The sequence below is a fragment of the Prevotella sp. tc2-28 genome (genome assembly GCF_900107705.1).
Classification (GTDB): domain Bacteria; phylum Bacteroidota; class Bacteroidia; order Bacteroidales; family Bacteroidaceae; genus Prevotella.
The window spans coordinates 134744-158268 of record NZ_FNRE01000010.1 but is presented as its reverse complement, the minus strand read 5'-3'; the positions used below and the strand labels follow the sequence as shown (position 1 = coordinate 158268).

Below are 23525 nucleotides of genomic sequence, written 5' to 3'. Positions count from 1 at the left end.
AACAAATATGCTCCATTGCATTCAAGGTTTTGTCGCTTGAACAAATAACAGCCAATGTCTTTCAACCAAACATCGCTTCAATACGGGTTCTACAGAAGAATGGTTTCAAGCATAAGGGTACCTTACCAAATGCCGTCGTTAAGGATGGGAATGATTATGACTTGCTTATTTACGGATTGACAAAAGAAACGATATAAAGCATAAGCAAGATGAAACATACAAAACTTCTCTTTCTCCTAATTGCCGCCCTCGCCTTCGCCTCTTGCGGCAGCGACGAACCAAGATATGCCGACCCGGAGGCACACGAAAAGACCGTGAAGCTGAATGAGCAGTACGGGCCGCTCATGGTCGGCACATGGCACTACGAGAACATCAGTGACACGCAGCGTTACTTTGAGTGCCTCACGTTTCAGGCCGACGGCACACTGACGGGAATGTGCAAATGGCAAACCCGCAAGCCCGTCACCATCGACGGCGAGCAACGCTACACCGACTGGGAGGACGTGGAACTGAGCGGCACGTTCACAGGGACATGGCAGCTGAGATACTGGAGTCCCGAAGGCAACAGCGGCGAGAAGCGCAACTGCCTGCAACTGACCGCCACATACGACGATGCGGATCGCGACTACATGGCCTACTCCTGCGCCCTCACCTTCGCCTACGCCGACGCCACCACCCTCCGCATCCAAGGCTATTACGTCAAAGACCCCGACGGCTGGATCAACTACCAGCGCGGCGAGGTAGAACCAAGTTTCTGAAATGACATTTAATCACCTGCATATGAAACAAGCAAAACTTCTCTTCCTCCTGATTGCCACCCTCGCATTCGTCTCTTGCCGCCCAACGGCACGGCAGACGGTGGCAGATGCAGAACAGCCGACGGACAGCACCGAGGCTGCGACCAGTGCGGACACCCTGCGGCTCGTCATCACCGACAAAAGCCTCTCGCAAACCAACTCCCTCATACGGAGGATACTGAAACTTCCATTGGACTCTATTGTCGTGGAAATGATGAATAACACGGATCGCACTTGTATGACAGGCGAGGCATACACCATTGAGCAACGGGTAAACGATGTGTGGACGATACTACCCATTAAGCCGAGGAAAGACGGAGGCGTCTATGCCTTCAATGATATTGGCTACGAACTCGCCCCACACAGTACCCGCCTGTTCACTATCCATGTGGAACCAGACAAATACGACTTCGAGCGAGGGATGGAATACCGCATTGCCAAGGAGTTCTTCAAGTCTGGGCAAAACAATCCCCAAAGCGTCTATTGTAATTTTACAATTGAATGAGCACCCCTTGTCGGGGGCTTTTGTTGTCTATCTTTCACTCTTCTTAATCCTTGCCCTCATGCTTCTCACTGACACACGCTTCACGTTGAGGGCGGCGGCAATGGCCTCATCATCGTAGCGGAGGTCATCCTGCATGATGAGGAAGATGTACTGCGCGGTGGAGAGTCCGCTGTACTTGCGTTCCCACTCCTGCCAGCGCTTCGGGCGCAGTTGGGCGAAGTAGTCCACCAGGCATTGCTGCTCTTTGGCGGTGGCCTCAGCGATACACTGGTGCTGCTGCAACTGGCTGAACATCTGCGTGCCAATCAGCAGCGTTCCCGATATGCGCTCCATTCGGTTTTCCAGTTCCTCTTTCAGCCGTGCCATTTCCTGACTGTTCTCGGCTCCGCTCTTCTCCTGCAGCTCAATCTTTGTGCGCAGTTCGCTGATGCGTCTTGCGTCCTCGTCCAGCCGGAAACTTAGGCGACGCACCTTCCTGCGATGCCACCACATACCAACCACGATAGCAAGTATCACAACCACGATAAGAGCAATTATCAGAACCTGCATCCACGACGTACGACGGTAGAATTCCTTCGTCTGTCGCACCTCGTCGAACTTCTGCTGCCACTCTGCCATTTTCATGACCTGATTAACATATCTCATCGAATCGTTATACGCTCTTATCTGTTCTTTTGTCTTTAATGCCTGATCTTGATCGCCTGTCAACTCATATAGTTCCATGAGAAGTTCCAGGTATTTGATGCGGTTATGATGGTCACTATTTATCACTCTCATGTCTGCCCTTACCAGCTCTAAGGCCCTCTCATATTGTCCTTGGCTTTTTCGCAAGCGAGCCGCTGTGAGGAGGCCTAATCTGTGGTAAGAGTTTATTTCATCCCATTTCTTCAAATATTCCTCTGCCCTTGCGGTATCCCCCCTCTCCTCATACATTAATGACGTCATGCTATAGAGTTCAGCCAAAACGGACTCGTCTGCGTGTCTTTCCAACTCAAGTCCTTTTAAAATATAGGTATATGCACTGTCCTTCTGTCCCATTTCAGCATGGGCAGTAGCACACATGAGCAGATTTCTTAGTATCTTCAAACTGTCCTTGAGTTCTATGCTGCTATCTAACCACTTATGTGCATATTTCAAGGTTTGCGGATGATTATTGATAATCTCATTCACATAGTGCAGCATATTATATACTTTATTTTTCAGATCCTCATCGTCGGCTTTTTCCGAAATGAACTCGGCCACTTTAAAGTCCTTAATAGCATCTGGATTATCGCCAAATTTGGACATTCTGACAGTCCCACGGTAATAGTAGGCACGCCCACGGTGCCAGTCGTCGCCATGCTGATTGTAATAGGCTATACTGGCAGTTATTAGCGAATCATCTTCTATTTTTTCTGAGGTCTTGTAGGCAGCTATCGTTCTCAGCAGTCCATATTCGGCCTTTTCACCCTCCGTCAGGGAGTTCATACGCACCTTGGCCAAAACGACTTTCGCGGATTCGGGCTTTTCTTCTATCAGTCCCCATGCCTGTCTTATCTGGGGATTCTGCCATTCGGTACAACCAAGCACTACGGCCATGACTGCCAGTATGATGAATAGTTTCTTCATATCGATTGCTATTTGCCTGCAAAATTACGGCTATTTCATCATACTAGCAAGTCTTTTTCATGGTTTTTGCCTTCTCTGCCCGTTCCTCTCAGCCACTTTTTTCTCTGTCCGTTTTTACTTATATATCTTATTACCAATCAATTAACTTCAAAAAGTATGCAACACCCCCTATGGCAATTTCCCCCTCAAAACCTTGCGCGGTTCATATATTCATACTAACTTTGCCATCGGATGAAATCAAACAAATCATTAAGACTATAACGTTTATGAAGAAGAAAAGTATCTTATTTTTATGTCTGATCGGCCTGGCATCATTCATGTCGTGTTCAGACAAAAGTGGTGCAGAGTTTGAAGTGTCTCTCAAGGGACAACTTGTAAAGACAGACGTGAATAAAGGAAAATGGCCCAAGTGGATGTTTGGCGACAACCTCTATGCCCGGGATAGGGAGTGGAATGTTTATGCTGGGAAACTGACAAGAACAGAATGGCAGAAGGCTGAAAAGGTCTTTGCGTGCGGACATGGGCTGAATGAGTTCGGGGATATGAATCTGTCGCAAGGCGGTGATGGCGCATTATATGGTATAGATTGTTATATGGAAGACAATATGGTTTATAGAAATAAGTTGATTGCTCTGACTAAGATTCAGCATCCAGATAATTTGGCCGCCATAAAGAATCCGGATAATTGGGAGAAGTATGACCTTTCGAAAATGCCTCCTTTTGAGTTATGTGGTGACAGGTTCGTCATATTGTCAGACTCCACCATACTCACGGTAGGAACACCCTTAGACGATATGCACCACATCTTCTCAATCCTCAATTTCAAGAAGCAGACAGTAACTCCGCTTGACTATTGGCCCAACGATAGTACGCCGGAGGTCCTGAATGATGAGAAATTGATGGTATATACTAATGGGAGTGGCATTAAAGGGAATGGTAAAGATAGGTACCTGTATTGGGATGATTCGGGAAAGTTAGCCTTTATCTTTACTATTAATGGTACAAAAACGAACATCCTGAATCATATCTATTCTGACCGCCTCCCAATCCCGGGAATTGCCAAGACACCGTCACTCGAACGGATACATTGCTGCGCAGATAACGACAGGATATTTCTGCTTTATAAGCATTCTACTATCAAGGGCGAAATCATGGAGAATTATGATATGAAAGACCCCTTCCCGTGGGGTAATACCGTCGAAGTATATGACTGGAATGGTGTCAAGCAACACATCATTCATCTTGATAAGTTTGGACAGGAGATTATGATATCCAAAGATGGCAAGACGCTTTACCTCTATTCTGACTATATGCAGGATGGATCAGATCCTTATATTTACTCGTACGATTTAAGTTCTCTAAAATAAAACTCTTATAAAAAAGGTTATGAACAAGAAGTATTTGAAGTCTGCGATTTGTTCAATCGCTGGATTATTACTCATTTGTGGTTGCACGCTAACATCAAAGAACACGACAGACTCCCAAAAAGGATCTAAGCAGGAAGCAGTTGATACTTTACATATTCTGGAGGTAGGAGAAAAAGCCGTTGATGCAGAACTCCTCGACATGCAAGGCAATAAACATCATCTATTTGAAGCCTTCGCCGATGGACGCTATGTATTGCTCGACTTCTGGAATCTCGGTTGTGGCGCTTGCCGACAGTCAGAGTCTGAGTTGCTGGAGGTCTATGACCGGATGAATGGCCGACTGGAAATCGTTGGTATCAACTTGGATTCAATACCAAGATGGCAGAATCATGAGTGGAGCAAAAAGATCGTCTGGAAAAACTGGAATGACGGGAAGGGGTATAAAGGAGGCGTCAAGAGCCACTATTACGATTGGAATGCTGCACCCTTCTACGTCTTATTGTCGCCCGATGGCCGTATCCTGTGGGAGATGACTGGTTATGGCGTAGGAAAATTCCTTGGAATAGTCGACGCTCTCAATGGCCCTAAGCAGGACAATTATGCCAATCCAAATCTTGCCATCAGGAAAATCGATACCAACGCCAACGGCACCACCATTAGTTTCCGCTGTTATACAGAGAAAGGTCTCTGGTTCAGCATTGCCCATGATTCTTACCTCACCGCTAATGGCAAGAAATACAAACTGACAGCAGCCGACGGCATCACGCTCGACGAGAACAACACACCCCAAACCAAAGCCTACACCGTCAGGGCAAAATACGGAATCGACATCAATTACTGCGACTTCACGCTAACCTTCGAGCCGTTCGACACCATCCCCACCACCTTCGACTTCAAGGAGGGCGATGGCGAGGACGTCTTTATCATCCGTAATATTTCATTAGAATAACAAATAAGAAGATAAATATGATCAAGAAAACTATTATTACGATGATGCTCGCTCTCGTCGCAATGACAGGACTGGCGCAGACGAAGACAGCAACTGTCACAGGTTATTCACCCGCACTTGAGGACAGTACTTTGGTTTTTGCAGGAACAGGTAACTTCCTAAATATTGTAGATACAGTGAAAGACGGACGTTTCGCCTTCACACTACCAGTAGAAGAACTCACCGAAGGCCATCTCTTTCTCAAAGGCAAAGGTTGTCCCAATTTTGCGATGCCCATCTTTCTCAGCCCTGGTATTAACGTAAGACTTACGGGTACTGACAATTTCTACCCATTGTGGAAGGTCGAGAGTCCGCTTCCAGAACAGCATACGCTAAACCGTTTCACAGAACATTGCCATGATGTGATAGCAGAATTGTTGCAAATGGATTTGGCCCAAGCGCCTCGAGAGAAAAAAGATTCCGTTGCAGGGAAATGGGAGAAGCGCCGAATGGACATCCTACCCTCAATGCCTGTGGATGCTGCTACGATTTACTGGTTATGGCGCGCATCTATGACGGCAAAAAACACCCCCAACTTTCCATATATGGACCAATTAAGGAATTTGGAAAGTTCCATTGCAGCACATGCACCTAAAGGATCTGAGGATAGATTGGCAGAGATACATGCCAATATCTACCCAACACGTGTCTTACAGATAGGTGACGAGGCCGAAGATGCAGAACTCACAGACATGCAGGGACAGAAACATCACTTACTTGAAGCACTTGCCAACGGACGCTATGTATTGCTCGACTTCTGGGGGATCAATTGCGGTCCTTGTATGGCTTCTGAGTCAGAAATGAAGGTATTTTATGAGATGATGAAGGATAAACTGGAAATCGTCTGCATCAACCAGGACAAACTTTCTGCATGGCAGAAACACGAATTCAGTAAACGTATCACTAGTATAAACCTGAATGACAGCAAGAAGAGTGTTAGCAGCAGATACTGCGACCATAGTTCCATACCTTATTATGTCCTGATTTCACCTGACAAGCGTATCGTTTGGAAACATATTGGTTATGGACTGGGGAATTTTCTGGGACTGGCGGAGGCTTTTAATGGCCCCAAACAGGACAATAGCTCTAATCTACAGCTCGCTATTCGCAAAATGGAACTCAATGGTGATTGTACTACCATCAGTTTCCGCTATTACACCCATAAAGATTATGGGTTCCGCATCGCCAAAGATTCTTACCTCACCGCTAACGGTAAGAAATACAAGTTGACAGCAGCCAATGGCATCAAACTTGATGAGGACAACTATACCCAGGTGAAAGCCTCCGAATCTACAGACGAACTTTTGGGCAACATCTACTACTCTGACTTCACGCTCACCTTCGAGCCGTTCGAAACCATCCCAACCACCTTCGATTTCATAGAGGGCGATGTACAGGGTGCTTTTATCATCCGCAATGTTTCAGTAGAATAAACCATTATGAACAAGAAAAGTATTATTACAATGATGCTCGCCCTCGTCACTATGACAGGGCTTGCACAGACAAAGACTGCAACAGTCACTGGTTATTCACCCGCACTAAAAGACGGCACGCTGGTATTTGCCGGTACTGGTAGTACAGTACCTGTGGTAGATACCGTGCAGGCGGGACGTTTCGCCTACACCCTGCCCGTAGAGGAATTTACTGAGAGCACTCTCTCTTTCTATGGTGAAGGCTGTCCTAATTCTTACACTGTAATCTTTCTGTGTCCCGATGTGACTGTGAAAGTGACGGGCAATGACTGTCTTAACCCCTTATGGAAAGTGGAAAGCCCGATACCTGAACAGCAGACCCAGAACCGTCTGACGGAATATTGCCGCGACGTGAGGACAGAAGCCTTGCAGATGGACTTGGCTAATGCACCTTGGGAGAAACGAGACTCCGTTACGCTGATATGGATGAAACAACAAATGGATATCCTGCCATCACTGCCTGTGGATGCAGCCACAATCCGGGCACTATTGGGCATATCTGAAACGGCAATGATAAGGAAAGACTTTCCGTATATGGAGCAGCTGAAAGAAGTGGAAAAGACTTTCGCCGCCCGTGCGCCTAAAGGATTTGAAAATCAGCTGGCAGAGATTCATTCCTATGTTTATGCGAAGGATGAGCAGCGGATAGCCGGGGAATTAGCCGGCAATGAGAGTGTATTTTTCAAGAAATACGACGGCGTAGCGCCAGAGAACATACTCCAGACCATCCTCGACAACTATAAGGGTAAGGCCGTGCTCATCGATATGTGGGCAACATGGTGCGGTCCCTGTCGTGCAGGCCATAAAGCGATGGCCCCTCTTAAAGAAGAGTTGAAGGGGCGCAACATCAAGTTCATCTACATCACCCCGCCCTCGTCGCCTCCTACCACTTGGCTGGAAATGATTAAGGATATCGACGGTGACCACTACTACCTGACGGAAGAACAAAACCACTACATCCTCCAGCACTTCGAGTCCAGTGGCATCCCCACTTACGCCATCTACGATACCAAAGGCCATCAGACCTACAAGAGTATCGGTTTCCCAGGCAATGATGTCATCCGCAAAGAATTAGAAGCAGCAAGCAAGTAATATGATTACATTCAAAGACACCGACCTCCGCGAAGCACTACGCCGCAAATACGCTAATACACCGACATTGCCCGCAGACTTTATGGAGAGAATAATGAAAAGAGTTTAGAGAAAGATGAAACAAGCAAAACTTCTCTTCCTCCTGATTGCCGCCCTCGCATTCGCCTCTTGCCGCCCAACGGCACGGCAGACGGTGGCAGATGCAGAACAGCCGACGGACAGCACCGAGGCTGCGACCAGTGCAGACACCCTGCGCCTCGTCATCATCGACAAAAGCATCTCGCGAATCGACTCCGTGGTGCAGGCGAGGATCATTAACCCCAACGACTACGATGTGAACTACGGACAGGAGTACACCATCGAGCGCGAGACTGACGGCCACTGGCAGCAAGTTCCATTCCCCAAGAACTTCGGCTTCACCTCTGTCCTGAGCACCGTAGCCGCCCACGGCTCCGCCACCGTCTATGGCCATATCGGCCTGCTCCATCTCACGCCCGGCCACTACCGCTTGACCAAACAAATAGACGGCCGCACTCTCTCCGACGACTTCTACATCCCCAGCAACATCACCTTCCCCACACCTGTCTATAGGTAAGAAGTTGCTGTATAACGTAAACCTGTCAGCCCCATTCGTCACAATGACGTATGGGGCTGACTGCATTTGTGGAAGATTGTTAGTTACCAGCAAGAAAAACAGGTGCCACAAGATGGCTGTTTTTCATCGTTTGCTCTTCCTGCTCTTCACTTTGTCACTTTCCTCTTTTATCTCTTTGATATAGTCTTCAAGGAAACCAATGTGTCCATGCAGGAAGTCAATCAGATCTTTATCCCGCTCTATGATTTCCTGCTGGCTTATTATGGTGTTATCCTCTATGATTCCACGATTGTAAAGCCCAGCATGATAAATAGCTAATAGAGTTAATCCAACAAGTAAGGTGAAGAAAGCACTATCATAGAAATCAAAGAGGTAGAAAACTGCACCAACTATCAGCACAAACACGGACATGAATGCGATACTCTTAAAATCCTTTCTCATCATATCAAGCTACGTTAATGTTACCCTTATGTTTGCTGGCCAGTTCAAGAGCCTTGTCAGCGTTGACTACAATCTTTCGGCCTACCTGAGTGATAGCGTCATTGATGATGCCACTCTTCTTGATGCGACTGGCCGTTGGTATGCTGCAGCCGAATATCTGGGCGATACCTGCTATACCATAGACATTATGCTCCTCCTGTTTGGGCTGAGTCAGCAGCATCTGTGCCTGTTGGTTTGATGTAATACTTGTAATAAGGAATGCAAGTTCCTCACCGTCCATCTTGCAGATGGGAGTCTTCAGCAGCTCTGCGAGCTTCAATGAATCATTTGTTGTTGTCATGTCTTTGATATTTTAATTGTTATTATCCTGATTCTTGCGATTGGCTGTTTTCCGAATCGCGGTGCAAAAATGCGATTTAGCGAGTGCCAACAAACTCGTTTGATTGGCCGAGCGTGAGCATCTTCGCCGTTTGCGACGGCAAAGATAGACAATGTTCATCAAACAAATGGTCGGTTGAAATACTCCTTAATTCAACCGACCATTATTTAAGCTCTGTTAGCCGTCGAGCCTTATGCCTCCATCGCTGCTGATGGATGGCCTCGGCTTTCAAAGTGTTTGAGCATCAAAACACCAAAAAATTGTGCGTAAATCAGCGGAATCTCAAAAAAAATGATAGATTCCGCTGGTTTAAGCACATTTTTTATTATCTTTGCACCAAAATTCTAAGATTATGCTGATAGGAAGAGACAACGAAAGAAAAATACTGCAAGACGCGCTTACTGATGAGTATTCTCAGTTTATAGCGGTCTATGGCCGTCGCCGTGTTGGCAAGACTTTCCTGATAAGGGAGTCATACGACTATCATTTTACGTTCCAGTTCACTGGAGCGGCTAAGATCCCAGCCAGGAAGCAGCTGGCTCGTTTCCGCATGGCACTGAAGGAGCATGGGCAGACGGATATGCCGCCAGTATTCTCCAATTGGATAATCGCATTCTCTGAACTGAAGCGATTTATCACCCTTCAGCCAGAAGGTAAAAAGATCATCTTCCTTGACGAACTGCCCTGGATGGATGCCCCTCGCTCTGGTTTTCTTTCTGAACTGGAATCGTTCTGGAACGGATGGGCATCGGCCAGAAAGGACATCGTATTCGTAGTGTGCGGCAGTGCTACATCTTGGATGGTCAAGAAGATTATCAAGAATAAGGGTGGACTGCATAACAGGCTCACTCATAGAATAGCCCTGAAGCCTTTCTCTCTCCGTCTGTGCGAAGAGTTGATGGCATCTCGTGGTATCGAGATGACACGCAAGCAGATACTGAACGGATATATGATATTCGGTGGAGTACCCTACTATTGGAGTCTGCTGCAAAAGGGAGCCAGTCTCTCGCAAGAGGTTGACCGTCTGATTTTCTCCAAGGAGGGAGATATGTATGATGAGTTTAGTATGCTCTATGCAGCACTCTTTAAGAAACCAGAGCCATACATCAAGGTAATCAGTCTTTTGGCTGGAAAGAAAGAGGGTATGACTAGACTGGAGCTTATTGAGGAAGGAGGATTGGAAGATAATGGAAAACTGACAGACCTGTTGAACGATTTGGAATGGTGTGGTTTCATCCGTGGTTACTCCGTCATTGGCAAACAAACAAAGGATGAGATATTTCAACTCATCGACCATTACACACTCTTCTATTATGAGTATATCAATGGAAAACGGCACGGCATAAATTTCTGGCAGGCGACGGAGGGAACGCCCCGATATTACAACTGGTGTGGCCGTGCCTTCGAGCGCGTCTGCCTCTGTCATACTGACCAGATAAAACAGAAACTTGGTATTAGCGGAATTCTGACAGAGGAATACGCATGGCGATACATTCCCAAGAAGAAAAAGGAGGATGAAGAACCTGCAGTGGCAAAAGGTAAGAGGAAAAAGGAAGGTTGCCAGGTAGATTTATTGATAGACCGAAGTGACGGTATTATCGACCTCTGTGAAATGAAGTACCATGAGGGTAAGTTTACTATTTCGGAATCTTACCAAGAGGACTTGAACAACAGGAAGAATATCTTTAAAGAGGCATCCAAGACCCAAAAAGCCGTGCATAATATCATGGTCACAACCGATGGCCTTGCACACAATGCCTATTCCAAGGAAATACAGAATGAAGTGTGCTTAGGAGACTTGTTCCTTTAGCATAAGAACGAGAAATGTACTCAAACCAGCGGAATCTACCGAAATTTTATAGATTCCGCTGATTTACGTGCAATTTTTATAGAGCCTTATGCCTCCATCGCTGCTGCCTGGAATAGCTCTATGCCAAGACCCTCTTCAATCTCTGAGATTGTCTTGAACGAGAAGTTTACCTTGCCGGAAAGGATCTTGCTCACATACTGAGGACTGCCCCCCAGCTTCTCAGCAACATCGTTACGGGAAAGCCCATTATCCTGCATGTAGTCCATGATGGCATAGGCTACGCGACGGGATCTTCTCAGCCACGAGGCATTCTCCTGCCTCCACTTGGCATCGTCAACGAACGTGGAACGCTCACCTGACTGGTTCGCCTCCAAAAACTGTACTGCTTTTGAATTCATATATGCTGCAAAATTAAATATATTCTTTTAATTGTGCAACTTTTAAGTTGCGTTTTTGTATTCTTATATGTCATTTTTGCCGAATAGGACAGTCCATCGGTCAATTATTGCCTTTGCCTGCTGCCATTTCTTTCCCTTTGAGCCTAACAGTTTTGGATCAGCCATCAGTTCATGGTAGCGTCTTTGGGGGACATCCGGGCCTCCAAGTGGTTTCGGTGACAACGACTGCAAGGCTCGATGGAAGGTGATATAGTTGCAAGACTCAATATGACCTGACTGGCGAAGGGCATAGAGCAGGTAGGCCAAACGGGATGTGCCAGGATTCTCAGATAGGTAATCTTTGATATGGGCTTTCAATCTGGCTTTATCGCCAATGAGCAATTCATCAAGTGTCCGGCTGTCCTTCTGCTGGCCACCATGAGACTGGCAGGAACGCAAGGTGAACATGATTTCTTTCCAACAGTCATCGCTTGATGTCTCGTTGGCCAACTGTTGCCAGCCTTCCTTCGTGTCAGTCCTACTGGTTAGGCTATGCGCTATGAATGTCCGCAGACACATCCTGAACATTTCGGCTGTAAAACTGGTACTTTGACCGTCTACCATCTGCTTGCTGAATACGTCCGCCATCTGTCGAAGACCGTGGTCGAATGTGACGAAGAAGTAGATGCAGTAGGCGAGAAGTTCACCTTCAACGGCAATACGCTTGTAAAGTTGTTCAAGGTATTCGGGCACAAACAGGAGCGAATAGACATAGACAGTCTTTGTGACAAGCAGAGCCAAGTTCTGCAGGGCTATCCTGTCTTGATCTGCTAATGGGGTGTCAATGCCAGAGGCTATTATCTGGTTGATCAAATCATTGAGGACACACTTCATCGATGAAGGCATAGACTCAAAGCTCTCGCCGAGGTCATCAGTCCTGATGATGATGCAGTCACTGTCTGGAGTCTTTGTTTCCTCTATCTCGCCAGTAGACGAGTCCACCTTGATCATTGCGTGATGGAAAATACACTCCGCAGCCAACTGGTCGTAATCGGAAAATGCCGTCTGATCATCTGCTACCGAATCAGGGTTCATTATATATTTATATATGTACGCGTAGAAGTTCCTTGCATTCTGTGGCATACAATCATCGAGAAGCCCCATCGTTCTCTCCATTAACGACAGGTCGCCACTACCTATGGCTGCAACCTGCCGTTTGAAGTCACTATACGTCTGCTGATGGTGGCTCTTCCATTCCCTTACGGCCTTATTTGCCGCCATTCTGTTATCCTTTTCTGTCATCATATAAGTGTTAATTCTAAATAAGGGCTATCATTCAAAAATGCCCTCAAAACGTCATTTTCCCAATTTTGTCACCCTTTTGACTATGTGAGGAACAACCCAAAAATCGACTATTTTGCTATCCTTACATAGCTACAAGTTCTTGTTCTAGTTGCTGTAGCTCTTTCTTTTTGAGCATTATCAAAGCCTCTTTCAAATCTGCCTCGGAGAAACTGTGCATCTTCTCAAAGATAGCTTGCTTACCTGACTCGAATATTGTAATATTCTCTTGGGGCTGGTCACTCTTCTTGTTATCAAGATTAAGCAACAGGTTATTATAGGTCATCCTATCCTCGATAGTCCAAGGCGAAATGTAACGCATGGTTATCTGTCCTCTGTTGCCAAGACTATGCCCCATCGCATCTGAGATATAGTCTCTTGGAACCTTAGCCGCATGAAGATTCGTTGCAAACGAATGCCTGGCGTAAGTACCCGTTGGAGATACTGTCCACCCGATTGCAGCGGACACTTTCTTCATTCTGTCTGATATATAACCGTTCACGTCGCTAACTCTACGACGAACCCTTTCTTCGCCTACACTAATAGCATCCTCAGCAATAAAAGGAAGCACCAACTGATCTAACTTTGGCTCAGCAGCATAGTTATCAAGAAGTTCCTTCAATGGCTCAATGATTGGAACAATCACCTCCATTCCCTCACCATTAACCGTCTCGTCCTCAGTCTTATGCCTGATAAACCGAAAGGCGCGCCCATTGCTTTCAAAATAGAAACTATTGTATCGAAGTAACGCTAAATCATACAGATTACAGCCACAACACAGGTATTGCATCAGGAACATTGCCAATGCCTGATACCTCTGGGTACGCGATTTCTCGTCTTTGATAGCATACAATGGATTATCCTTTCTACGGGTATTGTGAATCGAGAAGTCAATATCATGGTTCTTCCAATGCAAGTAAAGCTCCGTCATCTGTTCCACAGAGAGAAACCAGCCCTTACGTGATGAACCTGCTGGAATCTTTATCTTATCACGAGTCTTTCCAAACATATAAGCCTTTGGCATCATGTAGCCCTCGCCAATACAGCGGTTTACTACGACTCGGCAAGCTCGAAGCTGAATGCCTTGTGTCGAGGATTTGATATTACGTTCTGTCATACCGTCAATCCATTTGTTGATTACCGCAGAATCCAAGGCGAAACCATCAGCATAGGTGAAGCCAGTAATACGCTTGAAGCACCTATAGGCATCCCCATAGTTTTCGGCAGTACCAGCTTTACCCAAAGCTCGTTTCTCATTGATAATCTCTTCCCACACGGAAAGGAAAGACGCTGTTTCGCATCGACCTGTCAAGGCCACCTTGATTCGTTCCAAAGTAAGTATGCCGCGCTCACTAACAGTCGTTACAACGTGTACCATACTTGCAAAGACTTCCTGAAGTCTCACCTTTCGCTCAAAGGTTGTTTCAAGTCCTATCCGTTTTTCGCGGTTGCCCTGAGACCTCGAAAGCTTATCCAAATCTTCGTAAGAACATTTCTCGCCAAGTCTGTAGTAATACCGAGAATCATATATTGTGAACCTGATGCACAGAGGAAACAATTTGCTGTTTTCACTATCGGGATGTCTCTTGTCAAGACACATGGCAATGGTGCATGATCCTACCCTATCTTCAAAAAGGGTTCCTTTTCCTATTTTTCTATTTTTCGATGTCATATTTGCTCACTAAATACTATTTTTCGACATCAAAGTTACTTATAATCTCAAAAGCAATCTTTAAATGCACGTTAAAAAATGTAAACCAGAAAAGGGTGTCAATTTTAATTATTATCTTTGCAAGCGCAATATGGTATAGCATAAAGCGTTCTTTCGCAAAATGTGACAAAAATGGGAACAAAGGGGGAACAATGACCCCTAAAAAAGCCCATAAAAACCATAGATTGTGTAAAAATATAGGTGTGGGAACAAACAGGGAACAAAGAACTTTCAAAAGTTAAAAATCTCTGCCTATCATCTTGATTATTAAGAATTTAAAGAACAAAGAAAGTGCCAGTCATAGGGCGTCACAAAGCCTCACAGAATGCGGATTCTTCTGCAACTCATAATCTGGAGGTCCCAGGTTCAAGCCCTGGCTGGTCCACACTGAAAATCAAGCGGTTACACCAAATGTAGCCGCTTTTTCTTTGTTCGTTGTGAAATTCAGGTGAAATTCGTGGCGAAAAAGTTGGAGTATGAAATTCAGTGCAATCTTTCAATATGGTATGCGATACCATGAACTGTTTATATGGCTCGGTATGTTGCTTCCTGAAACCTCTCTTCGCTAATAATCTATAAAAGGTGGGTGGGTTTGCACAATTCCTCATTATTTTGCTGTACCTTTGCAAACGGATTTCGCAGGTAAAGCGCTTTCCAAAGGCATTACGGGCTAAAAGAAATGGCGTTCGCTATCTCACTCAAAAGCCTCGGGATGTAGGGAGTTTCAAGAATAATAGTCAGAGAATAATATAGAGTCAGATAAATCGGAATTAGCAGAATGAACATAAAAGATATTCAGCGAATTAAATTCCATTTTAGCGAAATGAATGCTATTAGGATTCTGACATACATAGGCATTTCATTCATCTATTATAGTTGCAGCGACTATGAATCACGAATGATTGATGGCGGTAATGCAATAGTTGAACGGATTGAATCGTACATAGATTCCGTTGGTACAACCCCTGAATCTCTTTCGGATATAGGTATAGTGATAGTGGACGAGAGCAATCCCCCTTATTATTACGAGCAGATAGATTCAGCCAACTATACATTATATTTCGGAACTGTGCTTGGAGAATCAAAAACATATTACTCAGATTCAAAGAAGTGGGAAGATTTCTATAGACCCATAAAGTGTGATTAATAGTCTTCGTTGACAAATTCCAATTTACCGAACAGAATAAGCGAGGCCACATGGCTTCGCTTATTGAGTATTTAATGTAGAGGTTTCCCACGAATACTTCAATAAGTCTCTTTTCTTTCTAATCGTTGTTCATCGACCTTGCATGAAACAAAGTCGGTATAAGTAATTGATTATAAGGACAAATCAACAATTTAAACTGTTCAATGTTCCCGATTTGAGCGCACGAATCCCCTCAGAAGCCATTTTTTATCGCAAATAGCACCTTGGAAATCCATTTTTGGGTGTCTGAGATAGCAAAATGTCAGTAAACTGGCTTAAATAACAATAAAAACAGAAGAGAAAGGCCATTATCTCATTAAAAATTTGTAACTTTGCGCCCATGTAATGTGCGCATGACGAACAATCTACGTTACATTCATCGAAATATATATAATGATTTTCTTGATAGTCAGCTTTCCCAGTATCCCAAAGGAACGGTTAAATATTATGGTAAAAAATATACAATTCCGGCATCTGTATTCACGGATAAAACAAATTGGCAGAGAGGTTCTTTTAGTTATAGTTGGTCAAACGCTTCTAAATCCTTATATAATTTAAAAGCTACGGGGACTGCAGGACATTCTATATTTTGGAGGACAGAAAAAAAGATGAAGTATGTTATAATTCTAATCACACTTATTACCTTTTCAACTCAAAAAGTGAAAGGTAATGAGTGTATATCACAAATATGTGATGTAGAATCTTCTATAATCATACGAACACAAGAAAAAGAATATTTTGTTGTTCAATTATTTAGAGGATTTACAAAAGAAGGCGAGTTTGTGAAAAAACTTTTAATCAGCAAGAATAGAAAAGACATTGTAAGTATAGTTCTTCCTTCATCAGAAGAAGTAAAAAACTTCGATGCCAATATAAAGAAATATAGAACTGGATTTATCCTTGAAACCTTGTATGGTGGAGGAGAAAATTTTTACACACGTTCCTTCTATTTCAAGTGTATTAAAGGTAATTTGTTCCTATACCAAATTGTCGGCACACACATCATTCCAAACTCTGATAAGAAGCTAGTTAATACAAAGAATATACGACCACAAATCAATGTCAGAAATTTTAATATCCAATATTATTTAGAGAATACTCCTTAAGTTGTCAATTGCAACTCATTAATCCAATCAGAGGGGTCGGTTCTTCTGATCATTAAACGAATTCCAATTTATATCAGCATGAAACGGTTTGTAATAAAATTCTGGTGGGTGTTCCCTTGCCTTGTGGCATTGTCTTTATGCTCTTGCGGAAATAACAATCTTACAGGCAAGAGTTATCAAGGCTATTACAATTCTTGCGAAAGGATTTGTTTAGAGTTCGAATCGAACTCACAAGTAGAGGGAGAAATCTCTTCAACTGATTTTGTTGGCAGTTTCACCGATTATGTATACGGACACTATGAATACAAACATCCCTATATCATAATTACTTGGACTAAGACTGATTCGGATAACGAAGTATATAAAAGCGTAATATCAAATCCAGACTCAACTATTGTAAATGGGTCATTAGACACACTCAGGCTATATGAAGGAAATGAAGAATATATATTGCCAAGATACCATCTCTATCAGATAGACGAAAACGCCTCTTTCATGGAAAAGGTTGGTCAGTATTGTGGTCAATCATTATTTCTTGTATTTATCTTTGTTATAAGACACTTCTTCACCTTGGTTGCTGCCATTGCAATATTGGCATATGCAATGAAGTGGTGTAAAAAACGGAAAAGCTAAATCCAAATTATCCCTTAAAGGCAAATAAGGCAGATTTGATTGGATGGTAGAATTGAAGATACAGATGATTCGGGTTCGAATCAGAGTGTTTAATTGGCACAGCAATCACTTCGATTACTGTGCCAATAACCCAGACATATTACAAATGGACTCCTCTGTTTCGATTTTTTTGATGCTCTTCCTTCATATCCTGTACGATGTTGAACAGTTGCCCTTTCACTCGTTCATGCTCATCTGCCTTTAAGAAAGGGAGTGAGGCACTAAGTACGGTTTCTGCTGCTTCCTCCTTGTCGGCCTGGCTATTCATGTAACGTTTGACATCGCCCTCCTGACGGTAGGTGAAATTGCGATAGCCAGACTGAACAAAGTCAATAACAGCCCTAACAGCACCTCTTAGCAGTTCAGAGAGGGTTGACAGATAATGGCCAAGCCGCTCGCGATAATCATTGATAATGCTATCCTTTAGGCGGATAATCCTGTCTTTCTCTTGATTATCCTGCTGATGGCGGAATTTCTCACCATTATATTTGCCCTGAAGTTCCTCTATCTTCTTGTCCTTTTCAGTAAGTTGCAGGTTCAGACGGCTACGTTCTGTTTCCAAAGCCTGCTGGTATCGCTGTTGCATGGCAGCTCTTTGCTTTGGAAGTTCCTCTTTCAGCCGTTTATTCTCCTTCTCCATATCAGCATACTTACCCTTACCAAAGAGATTGGCTACTCCAGACACGATAGCGTTGCCGTTCTCCGCGTCAAGCCTTTCCCGTTTCTCGGCTATCTCGTTGTCAAGCTCGGCACTCTGCTTCCTCTGATTAGCCAAGATGTAGTCGTTACGTTCCAGATGTTCGGCACTTGTCTCTTCTTTGCGCTTACCTCTCTCCATCTCCAACGTTTCTGCAACCATGTCCTGAATTTGGGACATGTCTTCGGCTTTTAGCTTGAAGGATTTGCCTGTCTGGTGGTCTATCCAGTCCCAGATGATATGCGCATGGAGGTTTGGCTGCCATGTCGATTTGTCCTCAGGATTCTCATAATGCCCTTCATCTCTGTGCATGTGTATCTGGATGGCTCTGATGCCCCACCTCTCATGCACTCGATTGACATAGTTCAACAAATCGTCCATTTTGGTGTCAGGCTTGATGTTTACCACGCCTTCACGAATGGGGCTGCTGCCTTTACGGACTCTCGTTTTACCATTCTTGTCCTTATACTCCACATCCTTTTCTTGCATGGCCCTGCCAGTTTTTTCCTTGACCAATGCCTTCAAATAGTCGTAGTGCTGCTGAAGGGTAACACCCTCCATGCCTGGTGCGATATAGCATTCATTGTTGTGGGTTAGTTCGAGGCGTATGTATAGCCGTGCTGGATCGAGAGATTTGATATAGTCCTCGTCCCTTCTGTTGTGTCGTTCGCACTGAGCAATATTGCACGGCTTGATATGCTCAGATGCTTTAGCTATTTTTTCCATAGATTTCTCAATTTAGATATTTATACCATTGTACTACTATCCCCAAAGAGGTATCGGGGTGTGAACCCTGATTGGTGGGTGCAGGGAGAGAGTCACTTCCTGCTCAGGGTTCTTAGGGGCAGATGCCACTGAGCGGGGCGGTCAAGGGGGAGGGTCACCCCCTTGCGAGGTTCCATAGGGCAAGCAGCCCTTGGTGGGTTCTTAGGGCAAAGCCCTGAGTCCCTCGGAAGAGCCCACTAACTACGAAAGCGAAGCTCGTAGTTATAGTGGGCTATATCAAGGGCAAGCCCTTTATTACTCTCCGCACACTCGTTTCGGCTTACGGCACTTGCTGGTTATGGATGAAGTCTATCAGGTACTGGTTAATGTCACGTTGGGTAAAACTGTCATCTACCTTGAATCTACCACCGAAATGCTCTGCCCAGAAGTCGTGACAGAAATCATCTGGATAGAGGACTACCTGCCGTCCCATGAGTTTCTTCATCATCCCTTCCGTCAGGTTATTGCCGATACCAACTGCCAGCCAGTCGATATTAGGGAATGCCAGTGACCCAAGTAAAGCAGTTTTCTCCTCCTGAACGATGACCGTCTTTCCGTTTCGGAACAGATGTTCGCCAAAGAACACGTCTGGGTCAACATAATAGTCAAAGGCATACCAGGAATAGAGGTGGGCAACGAGGCTGTCCTTTTCAATTATAGTCCCGCCATCGGTATTGTAGTAGATGACACTGCCGCCAACAATCATCCCTTTCTTGTTTATACGAGGCAGGATGGTGCCAAAGTGTTCATTCTTTGTCTTATCGACAGCCCCAAGCCGATAGCGCATCACAAGGTTGTCAATCCTGTTTTGCATCTCACGACTATCCCCTAACACGCTGTCCAGATAGTCAGTCAACGAGGAATGATGTGGCGCAAAGCAATCTTTCGGTATCTCTATGAGAGACCGTTGATAGGCTGGAGCCTTGGTTGCGAGTATCTGTTTCAATTCTTTATCGTCCATGTCTTATTCAGTTTTATGCAGAATATTCAATTATGCAGCATGAATAATGTGAATAATGAATAATCTGCGACTATTCTTTCAGCAGTCTCGACACCTTACTTTGCGAGATTCCGAACTTTTCGGCAATGGCTGTCTGTGTCATTCCTATGGCAGAGAGTTCCCTTACACGAGCTTTTATTTCTTCCCTTTCTTTGCTATTCTCGATACTCAGGTGCTCTTGCTCAGTACCAAAGCCACGACTGACGAATCCCAGATTACCATATTCATCCTTGCAGCGTTCATAGACTGCCACATGGTCGGCTCCCATTGTCAATTCCCCATTGCGCCACTTACATTGTTTGACGTAAACAAGGTTTGAGTCAATGCTGGATTGTGCTATTCCTATAGCATCGTCAATGAGCTGGTTAATCTTGGCAGAGCCTTGCATGGCTGAAAGGGAAAGAGGGACATTACCTGAAAACATCTTGGGCACATGGTTGAGTACAACCAGCGTCCAGTTGTACTTCTTCTTCAGAGCATTGAGTGAAGCCATCAGGGTTCCTGCATCGGCACTTCTGTCAAGTGACTGCCCAAGAGCCGTGATGTTATCTATAAACACCACATTCACATAGTTGGCTACGGCTACTTCTTCTATCCCTTTTAGGATATCCTCGGCAGGATGCTCCCTATCCATCTCGGCACGGAGAAAAGTGGAAGGGAAATTGGCTGTCCCGTAGCGGTTGCCAAGCTGACGGGGAGTCATCTCGCAGTCCACGTATAATACCCGCTTGTCATGCTCGGCGATGTATCGGGCAATCTGCATGGCAAAGATGGTCTTGCCGATGCCCGACTGTCCGAAGATGATACTGAGATCACCTTCGAGCACGATGTCAGGATAGAGCGGAATCAATGGTGGCAGAAGATGGGCATCTTCGATGCACTTGTTCATTGGCTCAACATGGAATCCACCGCCATCAACAGGCTCACTATTCAGAAGGTCATTGAATGACTGGCTAATAATGTCTGTTCCCATACCCTATCCTTTTTTAATCAGTACATCCAAATCATTCTTAGAATAGAGACAGCGGCCACCGACCTTGTGAACAGCAATTTCCCCTCGCTGTCTCATTCTCCACAGTGTACTGGGAGTGACGTGCATGTAGTCGCAAGCCTGGTCACTTGTTAAATACTTGTTCTCATCAGTTGAGGGCATTTCTGCTAACTTGTGCGTGCTGAGATAATTCTCAAGCATCTTGGTGAAAGCCTTTTCAAGGTCTTCCTCCGAAATCATAATGAAATTACCTGTCATACTTTGTGCGATTTAAAATTTCGCTGCAAAGGTCATGCGTGGAAAAGTGCTAGCAAGTGGCACGCAAAAAAAATAAGTATTTTCTCTATTTGTTTAAAATTGGTTGATAATCAGTTGATTATTTATGGTCACACCCTTATAATTCCTTGAAAAACTCCTCGCTGTTTGCGTGGAAATGCGTGGAAACGTGTTTGCATGGCATTACATGAAACAAAATCGGCGCATATTCGATGTGAATATACGCCGATTTCGTTTAGATGGAGGTCAAAAACTACATCTTGGTATCGTAGCTGTCAAATAGTGAACTTAACTCATGCAACAGCTTTACATTTCCTGGTTTCATATTTGTCTCGTCTTTATATTTCTTGCTGATGGTATCGACTTTGTAGCCGCATTCGGCTGCAATGTCATTTATCCAATCCTCTCGTTGTTCATCAGACAACAAATTACGCAATCGCCACAAGATGTGATAAGCCAACACCTTCTTGCCAGAACACTCTACCAGTTTCTCCTTGTGGTCTTTTCTCTTGATAATACATCCCAATTCAGACTTGGAGGAAATATGCTTGAAAACGATATTGTCATAGTCATAAAGTTCTGATATAAGTTCTTCTGGAAAAGGATATTGGGGGCTTTCGTCTGGCTGATTGCCCACCTGCTCAGGGCTATTTTCTTCTACTTTCGTGCCTTCATCCTTTACTTCTTTCTTCTGTACCTCGTCAAGAATACCAAGAAGTACATCCTTGTTGGCCTCATGCTGCCTACGAACGAAAGTACGCCAGTCATCAACAGTCCGATAATTCAGTTTGATAGTTGTCAAAACAATACTATCTTTCACGTCGCCAAAGATTTGGGTATAAATGCCCATGCCCTTCACTTTTGCAAGGCTATCCAATGTAAGAACGGCATCTTCGAATGGTGCACCAGGCCTGAAAGCCTCATTGAATGCAGCCAGCATTTCATCTTGTCCCTTCTTGTCTGCGTTGTTGTAATATTCCGCCATCTTCTCAGCACCACCATGAGCCTTGATATAGTCAAGGGTCTTGCTCATGGCATGAATGTCCACACGTTCAACAAGCCTCTCTATCTCGTTCTTGATACCAGGATAGACCTGTTCCAGAATGTCGTTGATGCCCTGAAGTTTCTTCGGATCTATGGATTTGAGAATTTTGAAAAGTTTCTGGAGAGTCATCAACTTACGAATAAAGCCCATCATAACTACTTTTCCTTCAGTTCGTTTTCAATATCCTCGATGGATGGGAGAGAACTCTTGAAATTCTCAGGGAATGCCTTTGAAAGCTCATATTCCGAGATGCCCAAGGGCTGGTTATAGCCTTCAAGTGCATAACGTGCCATCACCTCATCCTTGTTCTTGCAAATCAACAGACCTATGGTAGGATTGTCTCCTTCTCCCTTTAGGACGTGGTTGGCACAGGATACATAACCACTGAGCTGTCCGAGGAAAGAGGGCTCAAAGGGCTGTGTCTTGATTTCGCAAATGATGTAGGAATGGATTTTGGTATTATAGAAGAGCATATCGCAAAACAACTCCGTTTCACCGACTACCATTCTATACTCTCTGCCCATATAAGCAAAGCCGTTGCCCATTTCCAGAAGAAGCTTTTGGATGTTATTTACCAACGCATCCTTCAATTCTGTCTCATCGTACTTCTCTTTGAGTTGAGTAAAATCAAAACAATAAGGGTCTTTGGTAAGTTGCTGTGCTAAGTCGCTTTGAGGCTTCGGCAACGTAGTCGTGAAGTTGGTAAGGCTCTTACCTTGCCGCTCGTAGAGGTCTGTATCAAGGAAGTTAAGCAGAACATTGCGGCTCCAATTGTTCTCTAATGTTTTGATGACGTAGAAGTATGATTTATGTGCATCGTATTTCTTGTCCAGGATATATCGTATGTGCCCCCAGGGAATACTACAAATAGTGTCAAGTGCATTTTGCGCCACAAGTTGTGGCGTAATGTCTCTTTCATTTTGCGCCACAACTTGTGGCGTATTTTCTAAGAGGGGCATAAAAGTGTTATACATCTGCCTCATATATTGCAGATTTCGGACTGATAAGCCTGACACCCCTGGCAAAGCATCCTTTAGGTCGGCACTGAGGGTGACAAATATTTTATCGCCCCATTTGGCAACGACATCTTTTGCCACTATATCCTTGCCCAATGACCAGTAAAACTTCAACATTTCACTGTTCACTTTCACTGCTGCCTTAACCTGGCTTTGGCGAAAACGCTGGTTGAGGGACTTCACCCACTCGGCATATTCCTTATTTACATGTATCAGTTTGCTCATGTCTGTATTATTTTAGTGCAAAATTACTGCTTTTCTATTAAAACGAGTCAACAAGCCCGACAT

At 44.5% G+C, this 23525-nt stretch carries 24 protein-coding genes; 12 read left to right on the top strand and 12 right to left on the bottom strand.

Going from position 1 to position 23525, the window contains the following annotated elements; translation table 11 throughout:
• The 3 genes from BLU47_RS14980 to BLU47_RS10295 form a co-directional block, all read left to right on the top strand.
• Positions 1 to 197: GNAT family N-acetyltransferase (locus BLU47_RS14980; RefSeq protein WP_143025539.1), on the top strand; the 197-nt coding region annotated here is incomplete at its 5' end.
• Between the two features lie 12 nt (positions 198 to 209).
• Complete coding sequence (locus BLU47_RS10300; protein WP_091962112.1) at positions 210 to 758, top strand: hypothetical protein; 549 nt, start codon at positions 210 to 212, stop codon at positions 756 to 758.
• Positions 759 to 780: 22 nt separating this feature from the next.
• Positions 781 to 1302 (top strand): immunoglobulin-like domain-containing protein, encoded by a 522-nt coding sequence (locus BLU47_RS10295; protein WP_143025538.1) that lies wholly within the window; start codon positions 781 to 783, stop codon positions 1300 to 1302.
• Positions 1303 to 1329: 27 nt separating this feature from the next.
• On the opposite strand, the gene BLU47_RS10290 is transcribed toward BLU47_RS10295, so the two are convergent.
• Positions 1330 to 2910, bottom strand: coding sequence for a hypothetical protein (locus BLU47_RS10290; RefSeq protein ID WP_091962106.1), 1581 nt, complete (start codon positions 2908 to 2910; stop codon positions 1330 to 1332).
• A gap of 266 nt (positions 2911 to 3176) precedes the next feature.
• Between BLU47_RS10290 and BLU47_RS10285 the strand changes: the two genes are divergently transcribed.
• The 5 genes from BLU47_RS10285 (at position 3177) to BLU47_RS10265 (ending at position 8424) form a co-directional block, all read left to right on the top strand.
• Positions 3177 to 4277 (top strand): hypothetical protein, encoded by a 1101-nt coding sequence (locus BLU47_RS10285; protein WP_143025537.1) that lies wholly within the window; start codon positions 3177 to 3179, stop codon positions 4275 to 4277.
• Between the two features lie 19 nt (positions 4278 to 4296).
• Positions 4297 to 5226 carry a TlpA family protein disulfide reductase gene (locus BLU47_RS10280; protein WP_091962100.1) on the top strand — a complete coding sequence of 310 codons (930 nt, stop codon included), beginning with the start codon at positions 4297 to 4299 and terminating at the stop codon, positions 5224 to 5226.
• 17 nt (positions 5227 to 5243) lie between these two features.
• On the top strand, positions 5244 to 6698 hold the full coding sequence (locus BLU47_RS10275; protein ID WP_091962098.1) for a TlpA disulfide reductase family protein: 1455 nt from the start codon (positions 5244 to 5246) through the stop codon (positions 6696 to 6698).
• Between the two features lie 6 nt (positions 6699 to 6704).
• On the top strand, positions 6705 to 7829 hold the full coding sequence (locus BLU47_RS10270) for a TlpA family protein disulfide reductase (RefSeq protein ID WP_091962095.1): 1125 nt from the start codon (positions 6705 to 6707) through the stop codon (positions 7827 to 7829).
• A 115-nt stretch (positions 7830 to 7944) separates the two neighbouring features.
• Positions 7945 to 8424: an immunoglobulin-like domain-containing protein gene (locus BLU47_RS10265; RefSeq protein WP_091962091.1), complete on the top strand. Its 480-nt coding sequence runs from the start codon at positions 7945 to 7947 to the stop codon at positions 8422 to 8424.
• Between the two features lie 123 nt (positions 8425 to 8547).
• Here BLU47_RS10265 and BLU47_RS10260 read toward each other — a convergent pair whose 3' ends face one another.
• Entirely contained in the window at positions 8548 to 8868 is a 321-nt protein-coding gene (locus BLU47_RS10260; RefSeq protein WP_091962089.1) for a hypothetical protein, read from the bottom strand.
• A gap of 1 nt (position 8869) precedes the next feature.
• The gene (locus BLU47_RS10255; RefSeq protein WP_091962086.1) at positions 8870 to 9205 is read right to left on the bottom strand and encodes a DUF3853 family protein; all 336 of its coding nucleotides are present in this window, start codon (positions 9203 to 9205) and stop codon (positions 8870 to 8872) included.
• A gap of 391 nt (positions 9206 to 9596) precedes the next feature.
• On the opposite strand from BLU47_RS10255, the gene BLU47_RS10250 reads away from it, so the two are divergent.
• Positions 9597 to 11054, top strand: coding sequence for an AAA family ATPase (locus tag BLU47_RS10250; RefSeq protein WP_091962083.1), 1458 nt, complete (start codon positions 9597 to 9599; stop codon positions 11052 to 11054).
• An 86-nt stretch (positions 11055 to 11140) separates the two neighbouring features.
• On the opposite strand, the gene BLU47_RS10245 is transcribed toward BLU47_RS10250, so the two are convergent.
• The 3 genes from BLU47_RS10245 to BLU47_RS10235 form a co-directional block, all read right to left on the bottom strand.
• The gene (locus BLU47_RS10245; protein WP_091962079.1) at positions 11141 to 11452 is read right to left on the bottom strand and encodes a helix-turn-helix domain-containing protein; all 312 of its coding nucleotides are present in this window, start codon (positions 11450 to 11452) and stop codon (positions 11141 to 11143) included.
• 63 nt (positions 11453 to 11515) lie between these two features.
• Entirely contained in the window at positions 11516 to 12736 is a 1221-nt protein-coding gene (locus tag BLU47_RS10240) for a DUF6043 family protein (protein ID WP_091962076.1), read from the bottom strand.
• Between the two features lie 121 nt (positions 12737 to 12857).
• The gene (locus BLU47_RS10235) at positions 12858 to 14150 is read right to left on the bottom strand and encodes a tyrosine-type recombinase/integrase (protein ID WP_143025536.1); all 1293 of its coding nucleotides are present in this window, start codon (positions 14148 to 14150) and stop codon (positions 12858 to 12860) included.
• 1111 nt (positions 14151 to 15261) lie between these two features.
• Here BLU47_RS10235 and BLU47_RS10230 point away from each other — a divergent pair.
• The 3 genes from BLU47_RS10230 (at position 15262) to BLU47_RS10220 (ending at position 17408) form a co-directional block, all read left to right on the top strand.
• On the top strand, positions 15262 to 15630 hold the full coding sequence (locus BLU47_RS10230) for a hypothetical protein (protein WP_091962071.1): 369 nt from the start codon (positions 15262 to 15264) through the stop codon (positions 15628 to 15630).
• A gap of 392 nt (positions 15631 to 16022) precedes the next feature.
• Positions 16023 to 16775 (top strand): hypothetical protein, encoded by a 753-nt coding sequence (locus tag BLU47_RS10225; protein ID WP_255402157.1) that lies wholly within the window; start codon positions 16023 to 16025, stop codon positions 16773 to 16775.
• A 78-nt stretch (positions 16776 to 16853) separates the two neighbouring features.
• Positions 16854 to 17408 (top strand): hypothetical protein, encoded by a 555-nt coding sequence (locus tag BLU47_RS10220; protein ID WP_143025535.1) that lies wholly within the window; start codon positions 16854 to 16856, stop codon positions 17406 to 17408.
• 139 nt (positions 17409 to 17547) lie between these two features.
• Here the strand turns inward: BLU47_RS10220 and BLU47_RS10215 are convergent, their stop codons facing one another.
• From BLU47_RS10215 to BLU47_RS10190, 6 genes are all read right to left on the bottom strand, one after another.
• Positions 17548 to 18870 carry a hypothetical protein gene (locus tag BLU47_RS10215; RefSeq protein WP_091962066.1) on the bottom strand — a complete coding sequence of 441 codons (1323 nt, stop codon included), beginning with the start codon at positions 18868 to 18870 and terminating at the stop codon, positions 17548 to 17550.
• A gap of 319 nt (positions 18871 to 19189) precedes the next feature.
• Positions 19190 to 19870 (bottom strand): DUF6371 domain-containing protein, encoded by a 681-nt coding sequence (locus tag BLU47_RS10210; RefSeq protein WP_091962063.1) that lies wholly within the window; start codon positions 19868 to 19870, stop codon positions 19190 to 19192.
• A gap of 70 nt (positions 19871 to 19940) precedes the next feature.
• Positions 19941 to 20882, bottom strand: a complete 942-nt coding sequence (locus BLU47_RS10205) for an AAA family ATPase (RefSeq protein ID WP_255402155.1) — start codon at positions 20880 to 20882, stop codon at positions 19941 to 19943.
• A gap of 3 nt (positions 20883 to 20885) precedes the next feature.
• Positions 20886 to 21158, bottom strand: a complete 273-nt coding sequence (locus BLU47_RS10200; protein WP_091962061.1) for a helix-turn-helix domain-containing protein — start codon at positions 21156 to 21158, stop codon at positions 20886 to 20888.
• Between the two features lie 271 nt (positions 21159 to 21429).
• The gene (locus tag BLU47_RS10195; RefSeq protein ID WP_091962058.1) at positions 21430 to 22374 is read right to left on the bottom strand and encodes a DUF6043 family protein; all 945 of its coding nucleotides are present in this window, start codon (positions 22372 to 22374) and stop codon (positions 21430 to 21432) included.
• Between the two features lie 2 nt (positions 22375 to 22376).
• On the bottom strand, positions 22377 to 23462 hold the full coding sequence (locus BLU47_RS10190; protein WP_091962055.1) for a PDDEXK nuclease domain-containing protein: 1086 nt from the start codon (positions 23460 to 23462) through the stop codon (positions 22377 to 22379).
• Between the last annotated feature and the right edge of the window lie 63 nt (positions 23463 to 23525).

Bases quoted from the DNA above. Each gene is read 5' to 3' on its own strand.
- BLU47_RS10300 (WP_091962112.1), top strand. From the start codon at position 210: ATGAAACATACAAAACTTCTCTTTCTCCTAATTGCCGCCCTCGCCTTC.
- BLU47_RS10295 (WP_143025538.1), top strand. From the start codon at position 781: ATGAAACAAGCAAAACTTCTCTTCCTCCTGATTGCCACCCTCGCATTC.
- BLU47_RS10290 (WP_091962106.1), bottom strand. From the start codon at position 2,910: ATGAAGAAACTATTCATCATACTGGCAGTCATGGCCGTAGTGCTTGGT.
- BLU47_RS10285 (WP_143025537.1), top strand. From the start codon at position 3,177: ATGAAGAAGAAAAGTATCTTATTTTTATGTCTGATCGGCCTGGCATCA.
- BLU47_RS10280 (WP_091962100.1), top strand. From the start codon at position 4,297: ATGAACAAGAAGTATTTGAAGTCTGCGATTTGTTCAATCGCTGGATTA.
- BLU47_RS10275 (WP_091962098.1), top strand. From the start codon at position 5,244: ATGATCAAGAAAACTATTATTACGATGATGCTCGCTCTCGTCGCAATG.
- BLU47_RS10270 (WP_091962095.1), top strand. From the start codon at position 6,705: ATGAACAAGAAAAGTATTATTACAATGATGCTCGCCCTCGTCACTATG.
- BLU47_RS10265 (WP_091962091.1), top strand. From the start codon at position 7,945: ATGAAACAAGCAAAACTTCTCTTCCTCCTGATTGCCGCCCTCGCATTC.
- BLU47_RS10260 (WP_091962089.1), bottom strand. From the start codon at position 8,868: ATGATGAGAAAGGATTTTAAGAGTATCGCATTCATGTCCGTGTTTGTG.
- BLU47_RS10255 (WP_091962086.1), bottom strand. From the start codon at position 9,205: ATGACAACAACAAATGATTCATTGAAGCTCGCAGAGCTGCTGAAGACT.
- BLU47_RS10250 (WP_091962083.1), top strand. From the start codon at position 9,597: ATGCTGATAGGAAGAGACAACGAAAGAAAAATACTGCAAGACGCGCTT.
- BLU47_RS10245 (WP_091962079.1), bottom strand. From the start codon at position 11,452: ATGAATTCAAAAGCAGTACAGTTTTTGGAGGCGAACCAGTCAGGTGAG.
- BLU47_RS10240 (WP_091962076.1), bottom strand. From the start codon at position 12,736: ATGATGACAGAAAAGGATAACAGAATGGCGGCAAATAAGGCCGTAAGG.
- BLU47_RS10235 (WP_143025536.1), bottom strand. From the start codon at position 14,150: ATGGTACACGTTGTAACGACTGTTAGTGAGCGCGGCATACTTACTTTG.
- BLU47_RS10230 (WP_091962071.1), top strand. From the start codon at position 15,262: ATGAACATAAAAGATATTCAGCGAATTAAATTCCATTTTAGCGAAATG.
- BLU47_RS10225 (WP_255402157.1), top strand. From the start codon at position 16,023: ATGACGAACAATCTACGTTACATTCATCGAAATATATATAATGATTTT.
- BLU47_RS10220 (WP_143025535.1), top strand. From the start codon at position 16,854: ATGAAACGGTTTGTAATAAAATTCTGGTGGGTGTTCCCTTGCCTTGTG.
- BLU47_RS10215 (WP_091962066.1), bottom strand. From the start codon at position 18,870: ATGGAAAAAATAGCTAAAGCATCTGAGCATATCAAGCCGTGCAATATT.
- BLU47_RS10210 (WP_091962063.1), bottom strand. From the start codon at position 19,870: ATGGACGATAAAGAATTGAAACAGATACTCGCAACCAAGGCTCCAGCC.
- BLU47_RS10205 (WP_255402155.1), bottom strand. From the start codon at position 20,882: ATGGGAACAGACATTATTAGCCAGTCATTCAATGACCTTCTGAATAGT.
- BLU47_RS10200 (WP_091962061.1), bottom strand. From the start codon at position 21,158: ATGACAGGTAATTTCATTATGATTTCGGAGGAAGACCTTGAAAAGGCT.
- BLU47_RS10195 (WP_091962058.1), bottom strand. From the start codon at position 22,374: ATGATGGGCTTTATTCGTAAGTTGATGACTCTCCAGAAACTTTTCAAA.
- BLU47_RS10190 (WP_091962055.1), bottom strand. From the start codon at position 23,462: ATGAGCAAACTGATACATGTAAATAAGGAATATGCCGAGTGGGTGAAG.